Annotated in this window: 15 protein-coding genes; 2 read left to right on the plus strand and 13 right to left on the minus strand. The window is 44.3% G+C overall.

Features of this window, described 5'->3' with window-relative positions; all coding sequences use genetic code 11:
• Nucleotides 1-5: 5 nt before the first annotated feature.
• The 4 genes from QA442_RS05930 to QA442_RS05945 are packed head-to-tail and all read right to left on the minus strand — an operon-like array spanning nucleotide 6 to nucleotide 4,650.
• The gene (locus QA442_RS05930) at nucleotides 6-1,487 is read right to left on the minus strand and encodes a Na+/H+ antiporter subunit D (protein WP_095431803.1); all 1,482 of its coding nucleotides are present in this window, start codon (nucleotides 1,485-1,487) and stop codon (nucleotides 6-8) included.
• Entirely contained in the window at nucleotides 1,480-1,821 is a 342-nt protein-coding gene (locus tag QA442_RS05935; protein WP_003220730.1) for a Na(+)/H(+) antiporter subunit C, read from the minus strand. The genes QA442_RS05930 and QA442_RS05935 overlap by 8 nt, the downstream gene beginning before the upstream one ends.
• Nucleotides 1,821-2,252, minus strand: coding sequence for a Na(+)/H(+) antiporter subunit B (locus tag QA442_RS05940; RefSeq protein WP_014665185.1), 432 nt, complete (start codon nucleotides 2,250-2,252; stop codon nucleotides 1,821-1,823). The genes QA442_RS05935 and QA442_RS05940 overlap by 1 nt, the downstream gene beginning before the upstream one ends.
• Nucleotides 2,245-4,650: a Na+/H+ antiporter subunit A gene (locus tag QA442_RS05945; protein WP_095431802.1), complete on the minus strand. Its 2,406-nt coding sequence runs from the start codon at nucleotides 4,648-4,650 to the stop codon at nucleotides 2,245-2,247. Before QA442_RS05945 ends, QA442_RS05940 begins: the two co-directional genes overlap by 8 nt.
• A 230-nt stretch (nucleotides 4,651-4,880) precedes the next feature.
• Between QA442_RS05945 and QA442_RS05950 the strand changes: the two genes are divergently transcribed.
• Nucleotides 4,881-5,096, plus strand: coding sequence for a hypothetical protein (locus QA442_RS05950; protein ID WP_040081973.1), 216 nt, complete (start codon nucleotides 4,881-4,883; stop codon nucleotides 5,094-5,096).
• Nucleotides 5,097-5,130: 34 nt separating this feature from the next.
• Here the strand turns inward: QA442_RS05950 and maeN are convergent, their stop codons facing one another.
• From maeN to maeL, 7 genes are all read right to left on the minus strand, one after another.
• Nucleotides 5,131-6,477, minus strand: coding sequence for a sodium/malate symporter MaeN (maeN, locus tag QA442_RS05955; protein WP_014665182.1), 1,347 nt, complete (start codon nucleotides 6,475-6,477; stop codon nucleotides 5,131-5,133).
• Between the two features lie 152 nt (nucleotides 6,478-6,629).
• Entirely contained in the window at nucleotides 6,630-7,589 is a 960-nt protein-coding gene (gene nupQ, locus QA442_RS05960; protein WP_069840238.1) for a guanosine ABC transporter permease NupQ, read from the minus strand.
• A complete protein-coding gene (nupP, locus tag QA442_RS05965) occupies nucleotides 7,590-8,636 on the minus strand; it encodes a guanosine ABC transporter permease NupP (RefSeq protein WP_095431801.1) in 1,047 nt (348 codons plus the stop codon). It abuts the gene before it with no gap.
• Nucleotides 8,629-10,161: a guanosine ABC transporter ATP-binding protein NupO gene (gene nupO / locus QA442_RS05970; protein WP_014665179.1), complete on the minus strand. Its 1,533-nt coding sequence runs from the start codon at nucleotides 10,159-10,161 to the stop codon at nucleotides 8,629-8,631. The genes nupP and nupO overlap by 8 nt, the downstream gene beginning before the upstream one ends.
• Before the next feature lie 74 nt (nucleotides 10,162-10,235).
• Nucleotides 10,236-11,315: a guanosine ABC transporter substrate-binding protein NupN gene (nupN, locus tag QA442_RS05975; RefSeq protein WP_095431800.1), complete on the minus strand. Its 1,080-nt coding sequence runs from the start codon at nucleotides 11,313-11,315 to the stop codon at nucleotides 10,236-10,238.
• Nucleotides 11,316-11,785: 470 nt separating this feature from the next.
• Nucleotides 11,786-12,493 carry a two-component system response regulator MaeM gene (gene maeM, locus QA442_RS05980; RefSeq protein WP_014477821.1) on the minus strand — a complete coding sequence of 236 codons (708 nt, stop codon included), beginning with the start codon at nucleotides 12,491-12,493 and terminating at the stop codon, nucleotides 11,786-11,788.
• A complete protein-coding gene (maeL, locus tag QA442_RS05985) occupies nucleotides 12,486-14,087 on the minus strand; it encodes a two-component system sensor histidine kinase MaeL (RefSeq protein WP_095431799.1) in 1,602 nt (533 codons plus the stop codon). The genes maeM and maeL overlap by 8 nt, the downstream gene beginning before the upstream one ends.
• A 177-nt stretch (nucleotides 14,088-14,264) precedes the next feature.
• On the opposite strand from maeL, the gene QA442_RS05990 reads away from it, so the two are divergent.
• Complete coding sequence (locus tag QA442_RS05990; protein ID WP_003228837.1) at nucleotides 14,265-14,822, plus strand: YufK family protein; 558 nt, start codon at nucleotides 14,265-14,267, stop codon at nucleotides 14,820-14,822.
• Between the two features lie 215 nt (nucleotides 14,823-15,037).
• Here the strand turns inward: QA442_RS05990 and QA442_RS05995 are convergent, their stop codons facing one another.
• Together QA442_RS05995 and QA442_RS06000 are read right to left on the minus strand one after the other, a co-directional pair.
• Nucleotides 15,038-15,451 carry a thiol-disulfide oxidoreductase DCC family protein gene (locus QA442_RS05995; RefSeq protein WP_003228839.1) on the minus strand — a complete coding sequence of 138 codons (414 nt, stop codon included), beginning with the start codon at nucleotides 15,449-15,451 and terminating at the stop codon, nucleotides 15,038-15,040.
• 20 nt (nucleotides 15,452-15,471) lie between these two features.
• Nucleotides 15,472-17,346 (minus strand): transglycosylase domain-containing protein, encoded by a 1,875-nt coding sequence (locus tag QA442_RS06000; RefSeq protein WP_080478269.1) that lies wholly within the window; start codon nucleotides 17,344-17,346, stop codon nucleotides 15,472-15,474.
• Nucleotides 17,347-17,404: the final 58 nt, after the last annotated feature.

Here is a 17,404-nt window from a genome sequence, read left to right on the forward strand (position 1 = left end):
GCGATCTACTCCTTCAGAACAGCTTCAATATATTTTTCCGGATTCAGCAGCGTCTCGGCCGCTTGATCAACGTAAGGCGACACCCATTCTGTACCCAATCCGAAGAGAAGAGACAGCAAGAGAAAAATAGCTGCCGGATAAAGAAGCCCTTTAGCTGTTCGATGATTTGGTTTTGGCGTTTCTTTTTCTTCGCCCCAAAACGCATGTATAAAGATCCGCAGCACAGAGTACAGGACAAGCAGACTCGAAAGCAGAATCAGCATGGATATCGTAAATTCACCTTCTGCGAAGCCGCCCTCCGCAATTTTAAATTTGCCGACAAATCCGCTCAGTGGCGGAATGCCAGCAAGAGAAATAGCGGAAATGAAAAACATCCATCCAAGAACAGGATAGCGTTTGATCAGTCCGCCCATTTTATGCAGGCTCGCAGTTCCAGTCAATGCGATCAGCGTGCCCGCCAGCATAAACAAAGCGCCCTTAATCAGCATATCGTGAATCAGATAGTAAATGGCGCCTTGAATGGATGCGGGGGTGTGTACTGCCACACCAAACAAAATCACGCCGACAGCGGTAATAATGTTATAGATCACAATTTTCATGACATCTGAATAAGCGAGTGAACCGATTACACCAAAAATCACAGTCAGCGCCGCCAGCCAAATCATCAGCTGATGGGTAAAGGCTGTATCGTGAATAAAAATCAATGTGAAAACCCTCGTAATCGCATATAATCCGACTTTTGTCAGCAAAGCGCCGAACAATGCGGAGATTGCCGCCGGAGGCGCGTAATAAGAGCCTGGAAGCCAAAAGTAGAGGGGGAAGATTCCGCCCTTCATGCCAAATACCAAAAGCAGCAGGACACCAATCACAGTGATCAGCCCGGTTTGTCCAGATTCAGTGATTTTTACGCTAAGATCCGCCATGTTTAACGTGCCTGTTACCGCGTATAAAAACCCGACACCTATGACGAACAGGGCAGACGATACGATATTAAACACAATATATTTAAGGGATTCCCGCAGCTGAATTTTTGTGCCGCCTAATACAATCAGCATATAGGAAGCAATAAGCAGAAGCTCAAAAAATACGTACATATTAAATAAATCGCCTGTTAAAAACGCCCCGCTGACGCCGGCAAGCAAGAACTGTACGCCAGAGTAATAAAAGGAACGCTCACGTTTTTCACCGACGGAACGGAAGGAATAAAGCCCAACCAATAAACCGATGACCGCTGTTGTGAGAACGAGCAGACTGGCGAATTGGTCTGCGACGAGCACAATGCCGTACGGTGCTGTCCAGCCGCCTAGGCTAAGTGTTTGGATACCTTTTGTGAAGACAGTCTGTACAAGTATGCCGCTGATCACAATCCCGATAGCCGATGCCGCAGTGCTGAAGATCCGCATGAGCATAAGATTTTTTGTCATGAAAATCAGCAGAATGGCCGACAGAAGCGGGATCAGGATTGGCAAAATAACAAAATTATTCATGTTGATCATTTCCCCTCATTTGATCCATATCGTCCGATTTCAATTCCTGATAAGCGCGAAAGGCCATGACCAGGATGAATGATGTAACGCCAAATGAAATGACAATTGCCGTCAAAATCAGGGCTTGCGGAAGCGGATCGACAAATGATTTGGCATGCTCACTCAATATCGGAGCGGCGCCTTTCTTTAATCCTCCCATAGTCAAAAGCATTAAATGAACGCCATGGCTTAACAGTGCTGTTCCGATAATGACGCGAAGCAGGCTTTTAGACAGCAGCAAATACGTAGCAGCCATAAAAATAATACCGGCTAATACAGCCATTAAGATTTCCATTATTCTTCCTCTCCAATCGTTTGAATAATGGTCATCGTAATGCCTACGACAACAAGATAAACGCCTAAATCAAATATCGTCGCCGTGGCGAGCTCCGTTTTCCCAAAGATCGGCAGCTGAAAGTATCCGAATGTGTGGGTTAAAAAAGGAGCCCCGAAGACAAAGGAGCCAACGCCTGTTAATACAGCGAGCAGAAGGCCGGCCCCCGCGACATAAATGAAATTAACCGGCAAAAGGGAACGCACGGTTTTTAAATCATATGCCAGAAGCAACAGAACGATGGAAGAGGACGTGATCAGTCCGCCGACAAAGCCTCCTCCGGGCGCGTTATGCCCTGATAAAAATAAATAGAAAGAGAAAAGCAAAATGATAAAGGATACAAGTTTTGTCGCAGTCTGAAGAATTAAGTCATTTGTTTTTTGTTCATTCACCGCTTTTCCCCTCCTCTTTTACTTTTGTTTTAATCATGCTGTAAATGCCGAGAGCGGCTATTGTTAATACCGTAATTTCAAACATTGTATCAAATCCCCTGAAATCAACGAGGATGACATTGACGACATTGTCCCCTCCGCCGAGATCGTGGCTGTGTTTTACAAAGAAGGATGCAATGCTGTCTTTTGTCCGCTGGCTTGAGGATGCGATGCCGAGCAGAGTAACGATCGTCCCGACTCCTAAAGAAATGATAAAATTCGTCATCCGGAACGTTCTCGTTTTTGTTTTCAATCTCAGTTTCGGCAAATGATAGAAGCAAAGCAGAAACAGTGCCACAGAAATCGTTTCAATGACAAGCTGAGTCAATGCCAAGTCCGGCGCTCTGAAAATGACAAAAAACAATGCAAGCGCATAACCGACAACACCAAGTGAAATGATCGCCGTCAGTCTTGACCTGGCAAAAACAGTCGCCACTGTGGCGCTGATCATGACAAGCGTCAAAATGATTTCGTATACGCCGATTTTAGCCATGCCTTCTGTTGTAAAGGAAAATCCGCCTTTGATGACAAAAGCTCCGCCCATCAGAATGATGAAACCAGCGAAAATATACAGCAAGTAATCCCTTAAAAACCCGGTCATATATTGTTTTGTGACTCGGTAAGAGCCTTTCTCCATCAGAGTCAAAAGCTTATCGTATAACCGGTTGAGTGTGAGTTTTGAAGGAAACAGTTTGTAGATTCCCTTCCACTTATTCAGCGACAAATAACCGATTGTTCCGATCACAACAATACCCGCAGTCATGAGCAATTCCGTTGTAACCCCATGCCACTGTGAAATGTGAACGTGGAATTTCTCATGGCCGTCCAGCAGTGTCGGATAGATTGAGTTCATCGCAGGCTCTATCAGGCTGTACGACAAGATATTTGGGAAAAAGAAGAGACTGACAGCTAAAGCGACAAGAATGACCGGCGATACGAGCATGCCGACAGGCGCCTCGTGAGCCGGTTTTTCAAGCTGCTCAGGCTGGTAATTTCCTCTGAATGTTTTAAACAGCAATTTCATGCTGTACATAAACGTAAATACACTTCCGATCCAGGCGAGAACAGGGAACAGAATGCCCCATGTCTGCACGTTGAATAGATCAAAATGTGCTACGCGAAGCATGCTTGTGAAAAACATTTCTTTACTCAAGAATCCGTTAAACGGCGGAAGTCCGGCCATTGAAAATGTTCCGATTAAAGAAATGGTAAACGTAATCGGCATAATCGCCATCAGGCCGCCTAGCTTTCGGATATCCCGTGTGCCTGTTTCGTGATCGATAATCCCGACTGCCATAAACAAGCTTCCTTTAAAGGTAGCATGGTTGATTAAATGGAAAATGGCAGCCATGGCGGCAACTGTATAATATTCTGTATGGCCGTAATGAAGGGCTGCAGCGCTGGCTCCAAGCATAGAGATGATCATTCCGAGCTGGCTGACGGTTGAAAACGCCAAAATCGATTTTAAATCAGTTTGTTTCACAGCATGGAATGAGCCCCAAACCATCGTAAAGAGCCCGACGAGGGATACGATCCAAAACCATTGGGCTGAAAAGGCGAAAATTGGACTGAATCTCGCAATTACATAAATGCCGGCTTTTACCATAGTGGCTGAATGGAGATAAGCGCTGACAGGCGTCGGAGCTTCCATCGCATCAGGGAGCCAGATGTAAAAAGGGAATTGCGCGGATTTCGTAAATGCACCTAATAAAATGAGAATCATAGCCGGGATAAACAAATCGTGGCCGGCAATTAATTGAACCTGATGAATCATCTCTCTAATACTGAAGGAATCCGTTATCAAATAAAGGAGAATAAATCCGCCAAGCATGCACAGCCCGCCGCTGACCGTAATCAAAAGTGATTTGGCGGCGCCGTAGCGCGACTTTTCTCGCTTATACCAATAGCCAATCAGCAAAAAGGATGAAAGGCTTGTAAGTTCCCAGAACATGTAGAGAACCATGACATTGTCTACAAGAACAACGCCGAGCATGGCGCCCATAAACATCAATAAGTAGACATAAAAGGGCCCAAGCTGTTCTTTTTCTTTCGATAAATAAAAAATACTGTAAAGAGTGACCAAAGAGCCGATGCCTGTGATCAGCAAGGCGAATAATAACCCGAGGCCGTCTATATAAACGGTAAAATTAATGCCGAGTGAAGGAATCCACTCTAATACCGACCGAAGTGTTTCTCCAGATTGTGTCATCCTGATCATGGGGAGAAAGTATATAAACAGCAAGACGGGCAGGACTAACACAAACCAGCCCGTATGCACTCTTTTTGCGTATTTTGCCAAGAATGGAATGATAAAAGCAAATAAAAAAGGCGATAAAATAGCAAAATGTAAGAGCTGCAAAGTAAGACCTCCTTTTTCTCGTTCTCAATTGAAAAATGCGCTATGTATGAAATATACGGTCAAACGACCTAGTCCAAATTATATCGCACTTTTCTGCAAGCTGCCACGCTTCGAACTGCTGAAATTGATTTTTATGAGTTCTTTTGACCTCAAAATAAGTCTAACAAAAAAGAGGTTATTTGTATATTTAAAATCATTCCTGATCAAGCTGAATGTAAGGAGCTGGTCATGTGAAAAGAAAAATAGTGATGTGCTCAGGTTTATTCTGCTCAGTATTTACAGGGGCATTCATGTTGAATCAATATGACGGGCGCAGCGGTGTGGCTGCTCGTGATGAGTGGGAGCTGTATTTACTGGAGCATCACCTGTCAGCCAGAATGAGTGAGACGGAATCAAAGGATCTGCCGTTTGGTCCGCGAGAGTATATTCGGATTGTAAATAGATAAAAAAGAGTTCCGTATAAAACGGAACTCTTTCTGTTTATGAAGTGAAAAAACGAAGCAGAACTGTCGCGCAAATCACTGTGCCTGCACCGCCGAGACGTGTTGAAATTTGGGCAAACGGCATAAGGCCCATTCTTCCTGAAGCTGATAAAATGGCAACATCGCCCGTTCCGCCGAGACCGCTGTGGCAGCAGGTAACGATTGCGGATTCAACCGGGTACATGTTCATCAGCTTGCCCACAAAATATCCGGAACTAATCATCGCGATTACAACTGATATACAAATGATGACAAACGGAATAGAAATCACAGACGCCACGTCATCCAACGGAATAAAGAGGATGCCGAGACCGACCATGAGCGGCCATGTAAAGCTTGAAGAAATAAACTTATAAAGCTGGTAAGCGCCTTCTTCCATTTTTTTCGGAAGAATATTCGCATACTTGACAGCCGCAGCTGAAATAATCATTAAGATCGCGCCTGGGATGAAGATGAATTTCTCCAATAACCCGCCGAAAATAAAGAATGTACACGCGAGCAGAACTCCAGCTCCCATGAGTTTGAAATCAATTTTTGCTTCGGCTTCTTTTTGATTAAAAATCTCATTTGCTTTTTTAGATTTTACGAGGCGTCCGTTCCCATTAAGATCTGGACGCTTATCGCCAAGCTTTTTCATTAAGGCTGCACATATGATAGCAAAAACGTTTCCTATAATAGCGGCTGGGACCAGCTGAGACACAAACACATCAGCGGATGAGCCCAGTATTTGTGAATAGGCGATTGAAAGCGGCAAAATTCCTTCACCTATTCCCCCGGCAATAATCGGGACAACCACAAAGAAAAAGGAATCATAAGCACTGTAGCCAAAAATAAATCCGACAAGAATGCCTGCTGCAACGGCCGCGATCGTTCCTGCAACCAGTGGAACGAACATTCTGATAAACCCCTGTATTAAAACAATTCGATTCATACCGAGGATACTTCCCACTACAAGGCAAGCGATATAGAAATAAAGGAAATTAGACGTTTTCATCAAGTTGGTTACAGCGTCTAAAGATGTTGAATTTAGTACATTGTAAAAGACTAAAAATGAAGGAACAAATAAAGATAAGATAGCAGGGCCGCCAATATCCTTCAATATCGGTATACGTTGGCCTATGTCTCCAAGAAATACACCAAGAATCATGATGATGGCAAACCCGCCAAGCATATTTACCGGCAGCTCATTGTAATAGGCTGCAAGAATAATAATAACAGCTAATACTGTGTATAATGGCAGAGGAATCACACCGATTTCCCAAGCCCAGATTTTTTGAAACAGGTTTTTCCCCTGTGGGTCTTTTTGCTCAGGTGAAATTGTCCCCGTTTTTGGAATTGCTCCCATGTCATACACCCCCATGTATTGTTTGTTACAGTCTACAAGAAAGCGTTAACACTTCATATTTTTTTAAGTTAAAAAACCAATAAACAATTAAATTAAGGGGGTCTTTTGAATTATAAAAAAACCTGAGAAGCGTCTTCCCAGGGGAGAATGTTTTATCTTTTTCCTTTAATATAAGGCACACCATTAGCTTTTGGCGCATCTGCCCGCCCGATAAAGCCGGTTAAAGCGAGAATCGTTAAGACATAAGGAGCCATCAGCATATACACATTTGGTATGTCTTTAAAGAGAGGGAGCAGCGATCCAATGATGCTTAAGCTTTGGGCGAATCCGAAAAACAGGGCGGCCCCCAGCGCCCCAATCGGATGCCATTTTCCAAATACAAGCGCTGCCAGTGCGATAAAGCCTTGTCCGGAGATGGTAGAGTGCGTAAAATCAAGCGCAATCGTGGAAGCATATACGCCGCCGCCGAGACCGCCAAACAATCCGCTGATCATCACGCCGATATAGCGCATTTTATATACGTTGATTCCCATCGTATCGGCTGCCATCGGATGCTCTCCGACAGAACGGATACGGAGGCCGAACGGCGTTTTAAACAGGATAAACCAAGAAAGAAAGGCAAGTGCTATTGCAAGAATAGACGTATAATAAACATCCGAAAAGAAGATCTTTCCCAAAACAGGGATATCGCCCAAGCCAGGAATTTTTGTCTTATAAAAAGGTTCTGGGATTTTGTCTGTCTGCGCTTTGCCGTAGATCAGCTTGACGATAAATAAAGTTGCCCCAAGCGCCAGCATGTTAATGGCGACACCGCTGACTGTCTGGTCGGCGCGAAATGAAATCGCCGCTGCCGCGTGAATCAGTGAGAACAGTACGCCTGCTGCCATGGCGGCGAGGAGTGAAAGCCATGGTGCGGAGGCACCTAATTCCTGACCTAAAAATAAATTAAATAACACGCTGGTGAACGCCCCGATAATCATGAGGCCTTCTAGACCGATATTCACAACACCTGATCTCTCGGAAAACACGCCGCCGAGAGCAGTTAAAATAAGCGGGGCCGCATAAACGAGTGTGGCTGGGACAATGATAGATAAAATCTGCACAAAGTCCACTTAATTCGCCCCCTTTTTCTTCAATTTGCCCATGACAAAACGAATCGCATAGCTTGAAGCCACAAACAGAATAATAATGGCAATCACAATGTCGACAACCTCTGATGGGACGCCTGATTCAATCGGCATATTTAACGCGCCGATTTTCAGCCCGCCAAGCAGGCATGCCGCCAGTACAACGCCGATGGCTGTGTTTCCCCCGAGAAGAGCGACCGCGATACCATCAAAGCCTACGCCGGTAAATGCGCCTTTCACTGCTGCGTATTCGAATGTTCCCAGGCCTTCCATAGCTCCGGCAAGTCCTGCAAAAGCACCGGAGATAAGCATGGAGGTCATGATATTCTTTCGCACGCTCATGCCGGCATACTGGGAAGCGTGCTGGTTAAACCCGACGGCCCGGAGCTCAAATCCCTTTGTTGTTTTGTTGATGATAAACCACATGATAACTGCTGCGAGAAGGGCAACGATGATTCCCAAATGCAGCCGTGAGTAATCGGTGATCTGTTCAAGAATCGGAGAGCGGAGGGAGGCGGATTCTTGAATTTTTCCCGTCTTATCTTGATGATCTGTCAAGACGTTTGAAATGATGTAATTGGTCATATGCAGTGCGATATAATTCATCATAATGGTGACAATGACTTCATGAACATAGAAGCGCGCTTTCAAAACGCCGGGAATAAAACCCCATAATCCTCCTGCAGCTGCCGCTGTAAGCAGTGCGAGCGGCAAGTGGATATATGCTGGTCCGTCAAACGCCGTACCGACCCAAACAGCTGCTGTCCAGCCGACGAGCAGCTGGCCCTCCACACCGATATTAAAGAGTCCGGTTCTGAATGCAAAAGCCACAGCCAATCCGGATAAGATATAAGGCGTAATTTGCCGGATGGTTTCACCGACATAATAGATTTCTCCGAATATCCCATTCCACAAAGCTGAATATCCGCTGATCACACTGTAGCCGCTCGCAAGCATAATCAGCGCTCCGGCCGCAAGACCGAGAATGATTGCGATGAGCGGCACGAGTAAATGAGAGAGTCGTTTAACCATTTGCTTTCCCCGCTTCCTTTTGCGTGCTTCCTGCCATCAAGAGACCTAGCTCCTGTTCGGTGGTGTCCTGCGGATTGACACTGGCGATAATGCGTCCTTCAAAAATAACGGCGATTCTGTCACTGAGATTCATAATTTCTTCAAGCTCAAACGAGAGGAGAAGAACGGCTTTCCCGGCATCACGCTGTTCAATGAGCTTTTTATGGACAAATTCAATAGCTCCGACATCAAGGCCTCGAGTCGGCTGGGCGGCGATTAATAAATCAGGATTTCGGTCTACTTCCCGCCCGATAATCGCTTTCTGCTGGTTTCCGCCTGACAATGCCCGCGCGTGTGTGTATTCATCCGGCGTTCTGACGTCGTACTCGCTGATCAGGCTGCGCGCTTTTTTGTACATTTCGCCTTTATGTAAAACGCCCAATGCTGAATACGGCTTTTTGTAATAGCTTTGCAGCACGATATTCTCTCCGATTGGAAAATCAAGGACGAGACCGTGCTTATGGCGATCCTGAGGAATATGTCCGATTCCGGATTCAGTGATTTTTCTTGGCGTCAGGTTTTGGATCTGTTTCTCGTTTAAGGTGATGGTTCCTGAATCTGTTTTGCGGAGTCCTGTTATCGCTTCAATCAGCTCCGATTGCCCGTTTCCGTCGACGCCGGCTATGCCGAGTATTTCTCCAGCTTTGACTGAAAGCGACAAATTCCTGACCGTCTCAAATCCGCGGGTATCCTTTACAGTGATGCCGTCAATCGCAAGCACTTCCACTCCCGGCTGAGCAGCTTTCTTTTCGGTTTTGAACGATATCTCGCGGCCAACCATTAGACTGGCGAGTTCGTCTTGGTTTGTATCACGGACATCAAGGGTTTTGATGCCTTTTCCTTTGCGGATAATCGTAACGCGGTCACAAATCTCCATAATCTCTTTCAGCTTATGGGTGATTAAGATGATAGACTTCCCTTCATTGACCAGGTTCTTCATAATTTGCATCAGTTCCTTGATTTCATGTGGCGTCAAAACAGCCGTCGGTTCATCAAAAATGAGAATGTCGGCACCGCGGTAGAGGGTTTTTAATATTTCTGCGCGCTGCTGCATACCGACTGATATGTCAGCTACTTTTGCTTCAGGGTGGATCTGCAGGCCGTATCGATCGGAAATGTCCTGTACCTCTTGGACTGCACGCTTCCGGTCAATTCTGCCAAACTTTTTTGGCTCTTTCCCGAGAATAATATTTTCAGCAACTGTAAAGGTGTCAACAAGCATAAAGTGCTGGTGCACCATTCCAATACCAAGGTCATTCGCTTTGTTCGGGCTGTTGATGTGCACCTTCTCGCCGCGCACCCGAATGTCACCTCGCTCCGGCTGATATAGCCCGAAAAGGACATTCATCAACGTTGATTTCCCCGCTCCGTTTTCACCGAGCAGCGCATGTATTTCACCTTTTTTGACTTGAAGATTGATATTGTCATTGGCGACGATACCAGGAAACTCTTTGCGGATATTGAGCATTTCAATGACATATTCCATTGATTGACCGCTCCTTTATTCAAAATAAAAGAAAAACAAGGGATAAGGGCTCGACCTCCTTATCCCTGCGATTCTTATTCAGCTTTGAAGGTTTTCAGCTCTTTCTCAGTTGCCGGGACTTCCAACCCGTCGATGATTTTTTTCTTCCATTTATCGACCTGTTTGATCACATCATCCGATAGATTTTGTTTAGATGGAGAAATGCCGACTCCGTCTTGATCAAGCCCGTAGGTAAGTGTTTCGCCACCCGGGAACTTTCCGTCGCTCGCTTTTTTCGTTAAATCTTCAACCGCTGTGTCTACTTTTTTAACCATGGAAGTGAGGGTGACATTATTATCAGTTCCTTCTACCTGGCCTTCTGCGTATTGGTCTTTATCAACACCGATGACCCAGACATTGCGTTTTGGATCTTCTTTTTTCAGGTTTTTCGCTTCAGTAAAGACACCTGTGCCAGTGGCTCCTGCTGAGTGATAAATAACATCTACACCTGATTTATACATGCTTTCGGCGGTTGCTTTGCCGACATCGGCTTTATCGAAACCCCCTGCATATTTCACTTCCACAATGGCTTTAGGGCTTACAGCCTTCACACCGGCACGGAAGCCGACCTCGAATTTTTTGATTAACTCTGATTCCATGCCGCCTACAAAGCCGATTTTTCCTGATTTGCTTGATAGGGCTGCGGCCACTCCGACGAGAAATGAGCCTTCCTGTTCTTTAAACGTAATACTTGCGACGTTGTCTTTATCGACAACAGCATCTATAATCGCAAAGTTTGTATTTTTGCGCTGATCAGCAATTTCACTGATTGAATCCTCCATTAAGTAGCCGACGCCGTAAATCAAGTCAAAATTCTCACGTGCCAATTTATTTAAGTTCGTTGTATAGTCTGCATCAGATTTGGATTGAAGGTAGTCATAACCGTTTTTCCCTTTTTTTAGCCCATTCTCTTTCCCGAAGGCTTGGATGCCTTCCCAGGCTGATTGGTTGAATGATTTGTCATCCACTCCGCCTACGTCAGTAACCATCGCTACACTGAATTTGTTTTTGCCTTCGCCGGAGCCGCTGCTTTTTTCGCTGTTTCCGCACGCTCCTAATATGGTGCCTGCTGCGACCACAAGGGACATCGCCAATCCGATTTTTCGTTTATTCAAGATATAACCCCCCAGAAAAATTTGGTTCAAAGCTGATCCGGCCAGTCATGTGATGGGCTGTCCTGAACAATTTCTTAGAATCGATAAAATTTTCTGATAATAACAAATGGAATGCGCTGAGACAGTTCTATTCTTCCCTGAATAGGCGTGGTGTGAGTATTTCCTTCGAAAGGCGGGGAAGAGAAGGATGCGGAAGGCGTTCCGGGCGGAAAACCGTGACATCTTTTTCTGAAGTAAGACTTATGACTTAGTTTTTCGGGATCAACTAACCAATCATAATTTATCATTTAACTTATAAGAAATAAATAGAAATTTGCACAATTTTTTTAAAAGTATGTATTTTTAGAATTATTTGCTCAAAAATAGAAAAACCTTTATTATTCTTGTATAACTTACCAACAATACAATCAAGCGTCTTGGCAAGAGATATGACAAAAAAACGCACTGCTCGGAGCAAGCAGTGCGTTTTTTTATAGATATTGTTTTATTCCGTTAAGGTTACTGTTGTTGACGTTGTACTGAAACACTGGTCTTCCAATCGTTCCGTACGCCATTTCTACATTCAGAACTTGTATATCTTCAAGAAATTTTAAGTATTTTCGTATGGATACTTGAGAGATTTCTGTGTGCTTTGCTAAGTCTTCTGTCGTAAAAGATTCATTTTCAAATGACTGGATACTGGACCAGATCAGCTTTAGCGTGCTTTTTGTCAGGCCTTTAGGAAGCTGTACTTTTTCTGTTGCTTCTTTCTTTTGAAAAAGCTCGGCGTCCAGTTCTTTTTGACTCATGTTGCGATGGGTTGAATACACCTTTTGTTTTCGTCTGTAATCAGACAGAGCCGTTTGGAAACGTTCAAATTCAAACGGTTTGATTAAATAATCGACAGCTCCGTAACGAAGTGTTTTTTTGATCACGTCAAGCTCGCTGGCCGCTGAGATGACAATCACATCAACCGCTTCATTTTGGGCTCTCAATTCCGTCAGCAGTTCCAGCCCGTTTTTCCCCGGCATATAAATATCAAGCAAAATGAGGTCGATATGATGCTCGCCTAAGATATGCAACGCGCTTTGAAAGGAAGAAGCGATGCCTTTCAGCTGAAAGCCATCTATTTGGCTTAAGTATCGTTTATTTAATTCACCCACCATGGGGTCATCTTCAACTATTAGTACATTAATCATGATTTTCCTCCTTCGGTTCGTACGGGATGCGAATACTGAATGTCGTTCCTTCATTCTTTTCGCTTGTGAGGATCATTTGGCCCTTTAAATTTTCGATGCTTTGCTGTGTGAAATAAAGGCCGAATCCCCGGTTTTTGCCCTTTGTTGAATAGCCTTGTTCAAATACTTTGGCTTGGTCTTCTTCTGACATGCCTGCTCCAGTATCGGTAATTTCAATGTCCAGTATGCTGTTATGAAAGCGCATGGACATGGTGATTTGTTTTTTCGGCATATCGGCAACGGCGTCAAGGCCATTGTTGATGAGATTTCCGATAATTGTAATGAGTTCATGGATGACAGATGGGTCTGCCGCGTTCGGGATGACACCGTTGCATTCAATATCAAGATTTGCGCCCTGCTCACGTATGAAGCTTTGCTTTCCGAGCAGAAAACCGGCCAGTACGGAGCTTTTGACATCATTTATAATTTCACTTGTTTCTGATTTTTGCTGAATGGCAATATCTTTAATATAATCTCCAAGATCGTCATACTCTTTCAGCTGAACGAGCCCTAATATCACATGCAGTTTGTTCATAAATTCATGAGACTGCGCTCTCAGTGCGTTTGCATACATTTTAACACCTGATAGCTGTTCAGCTAAATGTTTTACCTCGGTCTTGTCTCGGAATGTTGCAATCGCTCCGACAGTTTGTCCTTTCAGCTGGATTGGAACTTCATTAAACACAAGCTCCAAACCGTTAATGCGGACGTCTCTGTCTTGAAGAGGTTTTTTTGTCTCAATAACCTTTTTCAAGCGGCTTTTCGGCAATATGTCATCTACATCCTGATCAATGGGATTTGTGTTGATGCCCATTTTGACGAATAGGCGCTTTGCTTCCGCGTTGGCAAGTTTGATTTTGCCGTGCTCATCGACAGCGAGTATTCCTTCCTTCGTCGATTCCAGCATCGCGCTCCGTTCTTCAAGCAGAGTCGCAATTTCATAAGGTTCAAGTCCGTACATGATATTTTTTACCGTACGGGCGACGATAACAGCTCCGATTACACCGACGAAGATGCTGACGCAGATAATAAAGTAAAGCGGCCGTAAGCTATGGCTGATCACTTCATCAATTTCATTTACGGTGATGCCGACCGCGACTGCACCGACCTGTTTTCCATTCTCCGCGTAGACAGGGACGAACGCTCTCTGCGATTTCCCGAGCGTGCCAGAGGCTGTGCTGATATGGACATGCCCTTTTAATACCTCGGATTCATCGCCGCCCCTGAATTTTTTTCCGATTTTGCTCGGATCAGGATGGGTTTTGCGAATACCGTTCATATCAATGACGACAACAAATTCCGTGCCGGTGATTTTCTGAACCCGCTTTGTGTAGCTCTGCAGTTCCTTTTGTTTTTTTCCGCTTTCTAAAGCAGAGGCTGTCATCGGCGCTTCTGCTACCATTTCAGCAGTCTGCAGCGCAGTGGCCTTTTCCTGGTCTCTAATCCGTTTGGTCGTTTGGGCACCGACTGTGAAAAATGTAATGAGCAATGCGATTAATACAACGATACAAACAAATATGGTGAGTCTGGTTTGCAGTTTTAATGTTTTTTTCATATAAAACTTCCTTACGTTTTATGATTCCTGCGTACTACTTTACTCTCAAAATGCTGCTTTGTGAAGATTTGGGACCGTAATTCGTAAAAAGGAGAAAAAATGGAATAATTTATCTTGTCAATGTGTTTTAAGTCCTCCATAATAAATGAGGTAGATTATAGAAAGGGACTTTTTTATATGAAAAATACTTATTTGACAGGATATTTTCCGCTGATTGCGATCCTGCTTTTTAGTTCGTCCTTATCCATCTCAACTTCACTTTATGCGTTGAAGATGCTGTCTTCATTTGGAATGTACGATGGAATGCTCGATTATTTTTCAGAGAAAGGGATCAGGCTTGCGTTATTTGCTGCCTTTGCACTTTTATATTTTATGGTTCTGTCCGCTCTGAAATTGATAGCAAATACCGTGACTGAGCTGTCATTGCTGTTTTTTGCTAATGATCCGGAAGGGAACAACCTGAAAAAACTCAGAATGGGTTCCATGATTTATTTGGGCGGCGGGATTTTATCCTTTGTGCTCTTGCAAAATGTCATTTGGATTGTGATCTGGTTTGCGGTCGTCACACTGGCTTACTTTGTGTTTACCGTATACCGCATTTATTCGACGCTTTCTCTCATGTCATTAGTCGGATTTATTCTATTGGAACTGCTGTTTTGGTTTACCTTTGTTATCGGTATTCTGTTCATATTTATCAAGCTTTATAATAGCATAATGGCTAGCTTACCTGTGTAAGCTAGCCATTTTTGCGTATCGGCAAACTCTTGCATTCGCGTTCAGACCTGAGCTTCGGTACTCTCTATACGCAATGAAACGGCGTCTGGAATCCGCAATCATCACATCCTGTGAAAATCTGCTCCGCTCACGCTGATAAGATGACAAAATCCTAAAACGAAGCCGTTTTAGGATTTTGTCGACACTCTGTGATGGCTAGCTTCCTAGCCACTTTTTTATGGTAAAAATCTTTTTTTAATAGAAGGGGAGGGGAGCATACATTCATTTTTTTTGCCAAACCACTTATAGCGGTTTTTGGCAATGAAAGAATAGACCATATCTCTGACAGGCTTCGGCACGGCGAAAAACAGGACGAAGAGCCGCCATGGGCCCCGCAGATGCCTGAAAACCTTAATGGCTGCAGTTGACTTTGTGTACACTTGGCCATCTTCAATAAAGACAAAGCTGTCAAACCGATCAGTCGGAAGCCCGCTTTTTTTCAGCAGGCTTTGTCCTGTTTCCGACTGCAGCGATGTGAAAGAAATCAATCCGTCCGGATCGCGTTTGATGATAAATTGCACGGCGCCATTGCATAAATTGCAGACGCCGTCAAACAGCAAAACGCGATTTGGAATTTGTTCTGAAGTCACCCGAGATCCCCTCCGATCCTTTAATAAGCAGCTTGCAGCGTTCCTTTCCAGATGGAAAGCTGAGGGCTGATGCTGTGAAGATATTCAACGCTGGTCGGTGTATCCTTTCCGACCCAAACCCCCATTGTATACGTATCTGTCAGGCCGACAAACCACATATCGTGATAATCATTTGATGTACCGGTTTTACCGCCGATGTAAGGCGCATTGAAATATGCTTTTTTCCCTGTTCCGCTTTTCACAACGGAAGACATCAGTTTTTTCAGCTGCATGTTCGTGCGTACGCTGAATATTTGAGTCGCTTTATCATTCCATTTATAAAGCGTTTTTCCTTTAAGGTCTGTCACCTTTGTAATCGCATGGCTCGGCGTATAGCTTCCGCTGTTGCCAAATGTCGTATAAGCCTTTGTCATCTCAAGAGGCGTCATGCCGTTTGTAAATCCGCCAAGCGCCGCCGGAAGAAGATAGTCGCTGTTGACAAGTTTGGCAAAATGATACGGCTCAATATAACTGAATGCCTTTTGGATGCCGACGCGGTCGAGCATTCTAATGGCCGGTGTATTATAAGAATTTTTAAACGCCGTATCAAGCGTCACTGTGCCGTACGTGCGGTTATTGTAGTTTTGCGGACAGTAATCTTTGCTGCAAAACTTGCTGGCATCAATGGTGCTGCTTGCTGTCGCTCCGGTCTGTTCAATATAAGGTCCGTAATCAAGAAGCGGCTTAATGGATGAACCCGGCTGTCTGTATGCCTGGTAGGCACGGTTAAAATCATATTTTTGATAGTTTTTCCCGCCGGACAGAGCAATGATTTGATGCGTCTGGTGATTAATCACAGCCGCTCCGCCCTGCACGCCCGCATACGGGAGCTTAGAATTCATTTGTGCCACAACTTGATTTTGCATGTACGGATTAAGTGCAGTATAAATTTTCACGCCGTCTTTCATCAGAGTGCTGACTCTTGCGGACAGCTCATTCTCGATTTTTTCTTTTTGTTTTCCTGACGCTTTCTGAAGGCGTTTATCAAAGCCTTCTGATTCAGACACCAGCTGAGTGAATTCATCGTTAACGTAGGAAACGTAGTCAGGATATTTGTCTTCTCTTTTTTCAACATCCAGTTTGATTTTTTGTTTGACGGCTTTTTTCAGCTCTTTGTCTGTAATGACCCCGGCATCTTTTAGCCCTTTAAGCAAACGTTCTTGACGGCTTTTCGTGTAGTCAAAATGCTTGAGAGGATCATATAATGTAGGGTTATTAGGTATAGCACAGATAAAAGCCATTTCTCCCACTGTGAGAGATTTCAACGGTTTGCTGAAATAGAATTGAGCCGCTGAACCGACGCCGTAAACACCATTGTTGAAATAAATAGTATTTAAGTAAGCTTCAAGAATTTCATTTTTCGTATACTTTTTCTCAAGCTGATAGGAATACGCGAGCTCTGTCAGCTTACGGCTGAAGGAGCGTTCGTGGCTCAAATACAAGTTTCTTGAAAGCTGCTGTGTGATGGTGCTGGCGCCCTGGTCAATTTTCTTGTCTTTTACGTTAGAAGCGGTTGCCCGCACCATTCCCATAAAGTCAAAGCCTTTATGCTCGTAAAAATGTTTGTCCTCAGATGTTAAGAAAATCTGTTTGACTTCCTCGGGAATCTTGTCAAATGGAACGAGCACGCGGTTTTCGTGGTCGCTGACGATTTCCGAGACAAGGGAGCCGTCCCTGTCATACATGTAGCTGTTCTGAACAAGGCTGATATCTTTCAGATTAATATTTTTATCAAGCACCTGATCCAGGGACTTCATTTGTTTGACTTCTTTTCCGGAAGCGATAACTGTAAATGCAAACAATGGGATTATGCAAAGGAGCAAAATCCATCCGATTATTTTTCGTAACATGGTCACTCTCTTTTCTCCTAAATTCTAGCCATATCGTACCATTCTTTTGAGATTACGAGAAGGT

The organism is Bacillus stercoris (assembly GCF_029772985.1).
Classification (GTDB): Bacteria; Bacillota; Bacilli; order Bacillales; family Bacillaceae; genus Bacillus; species Bacillus stercoris.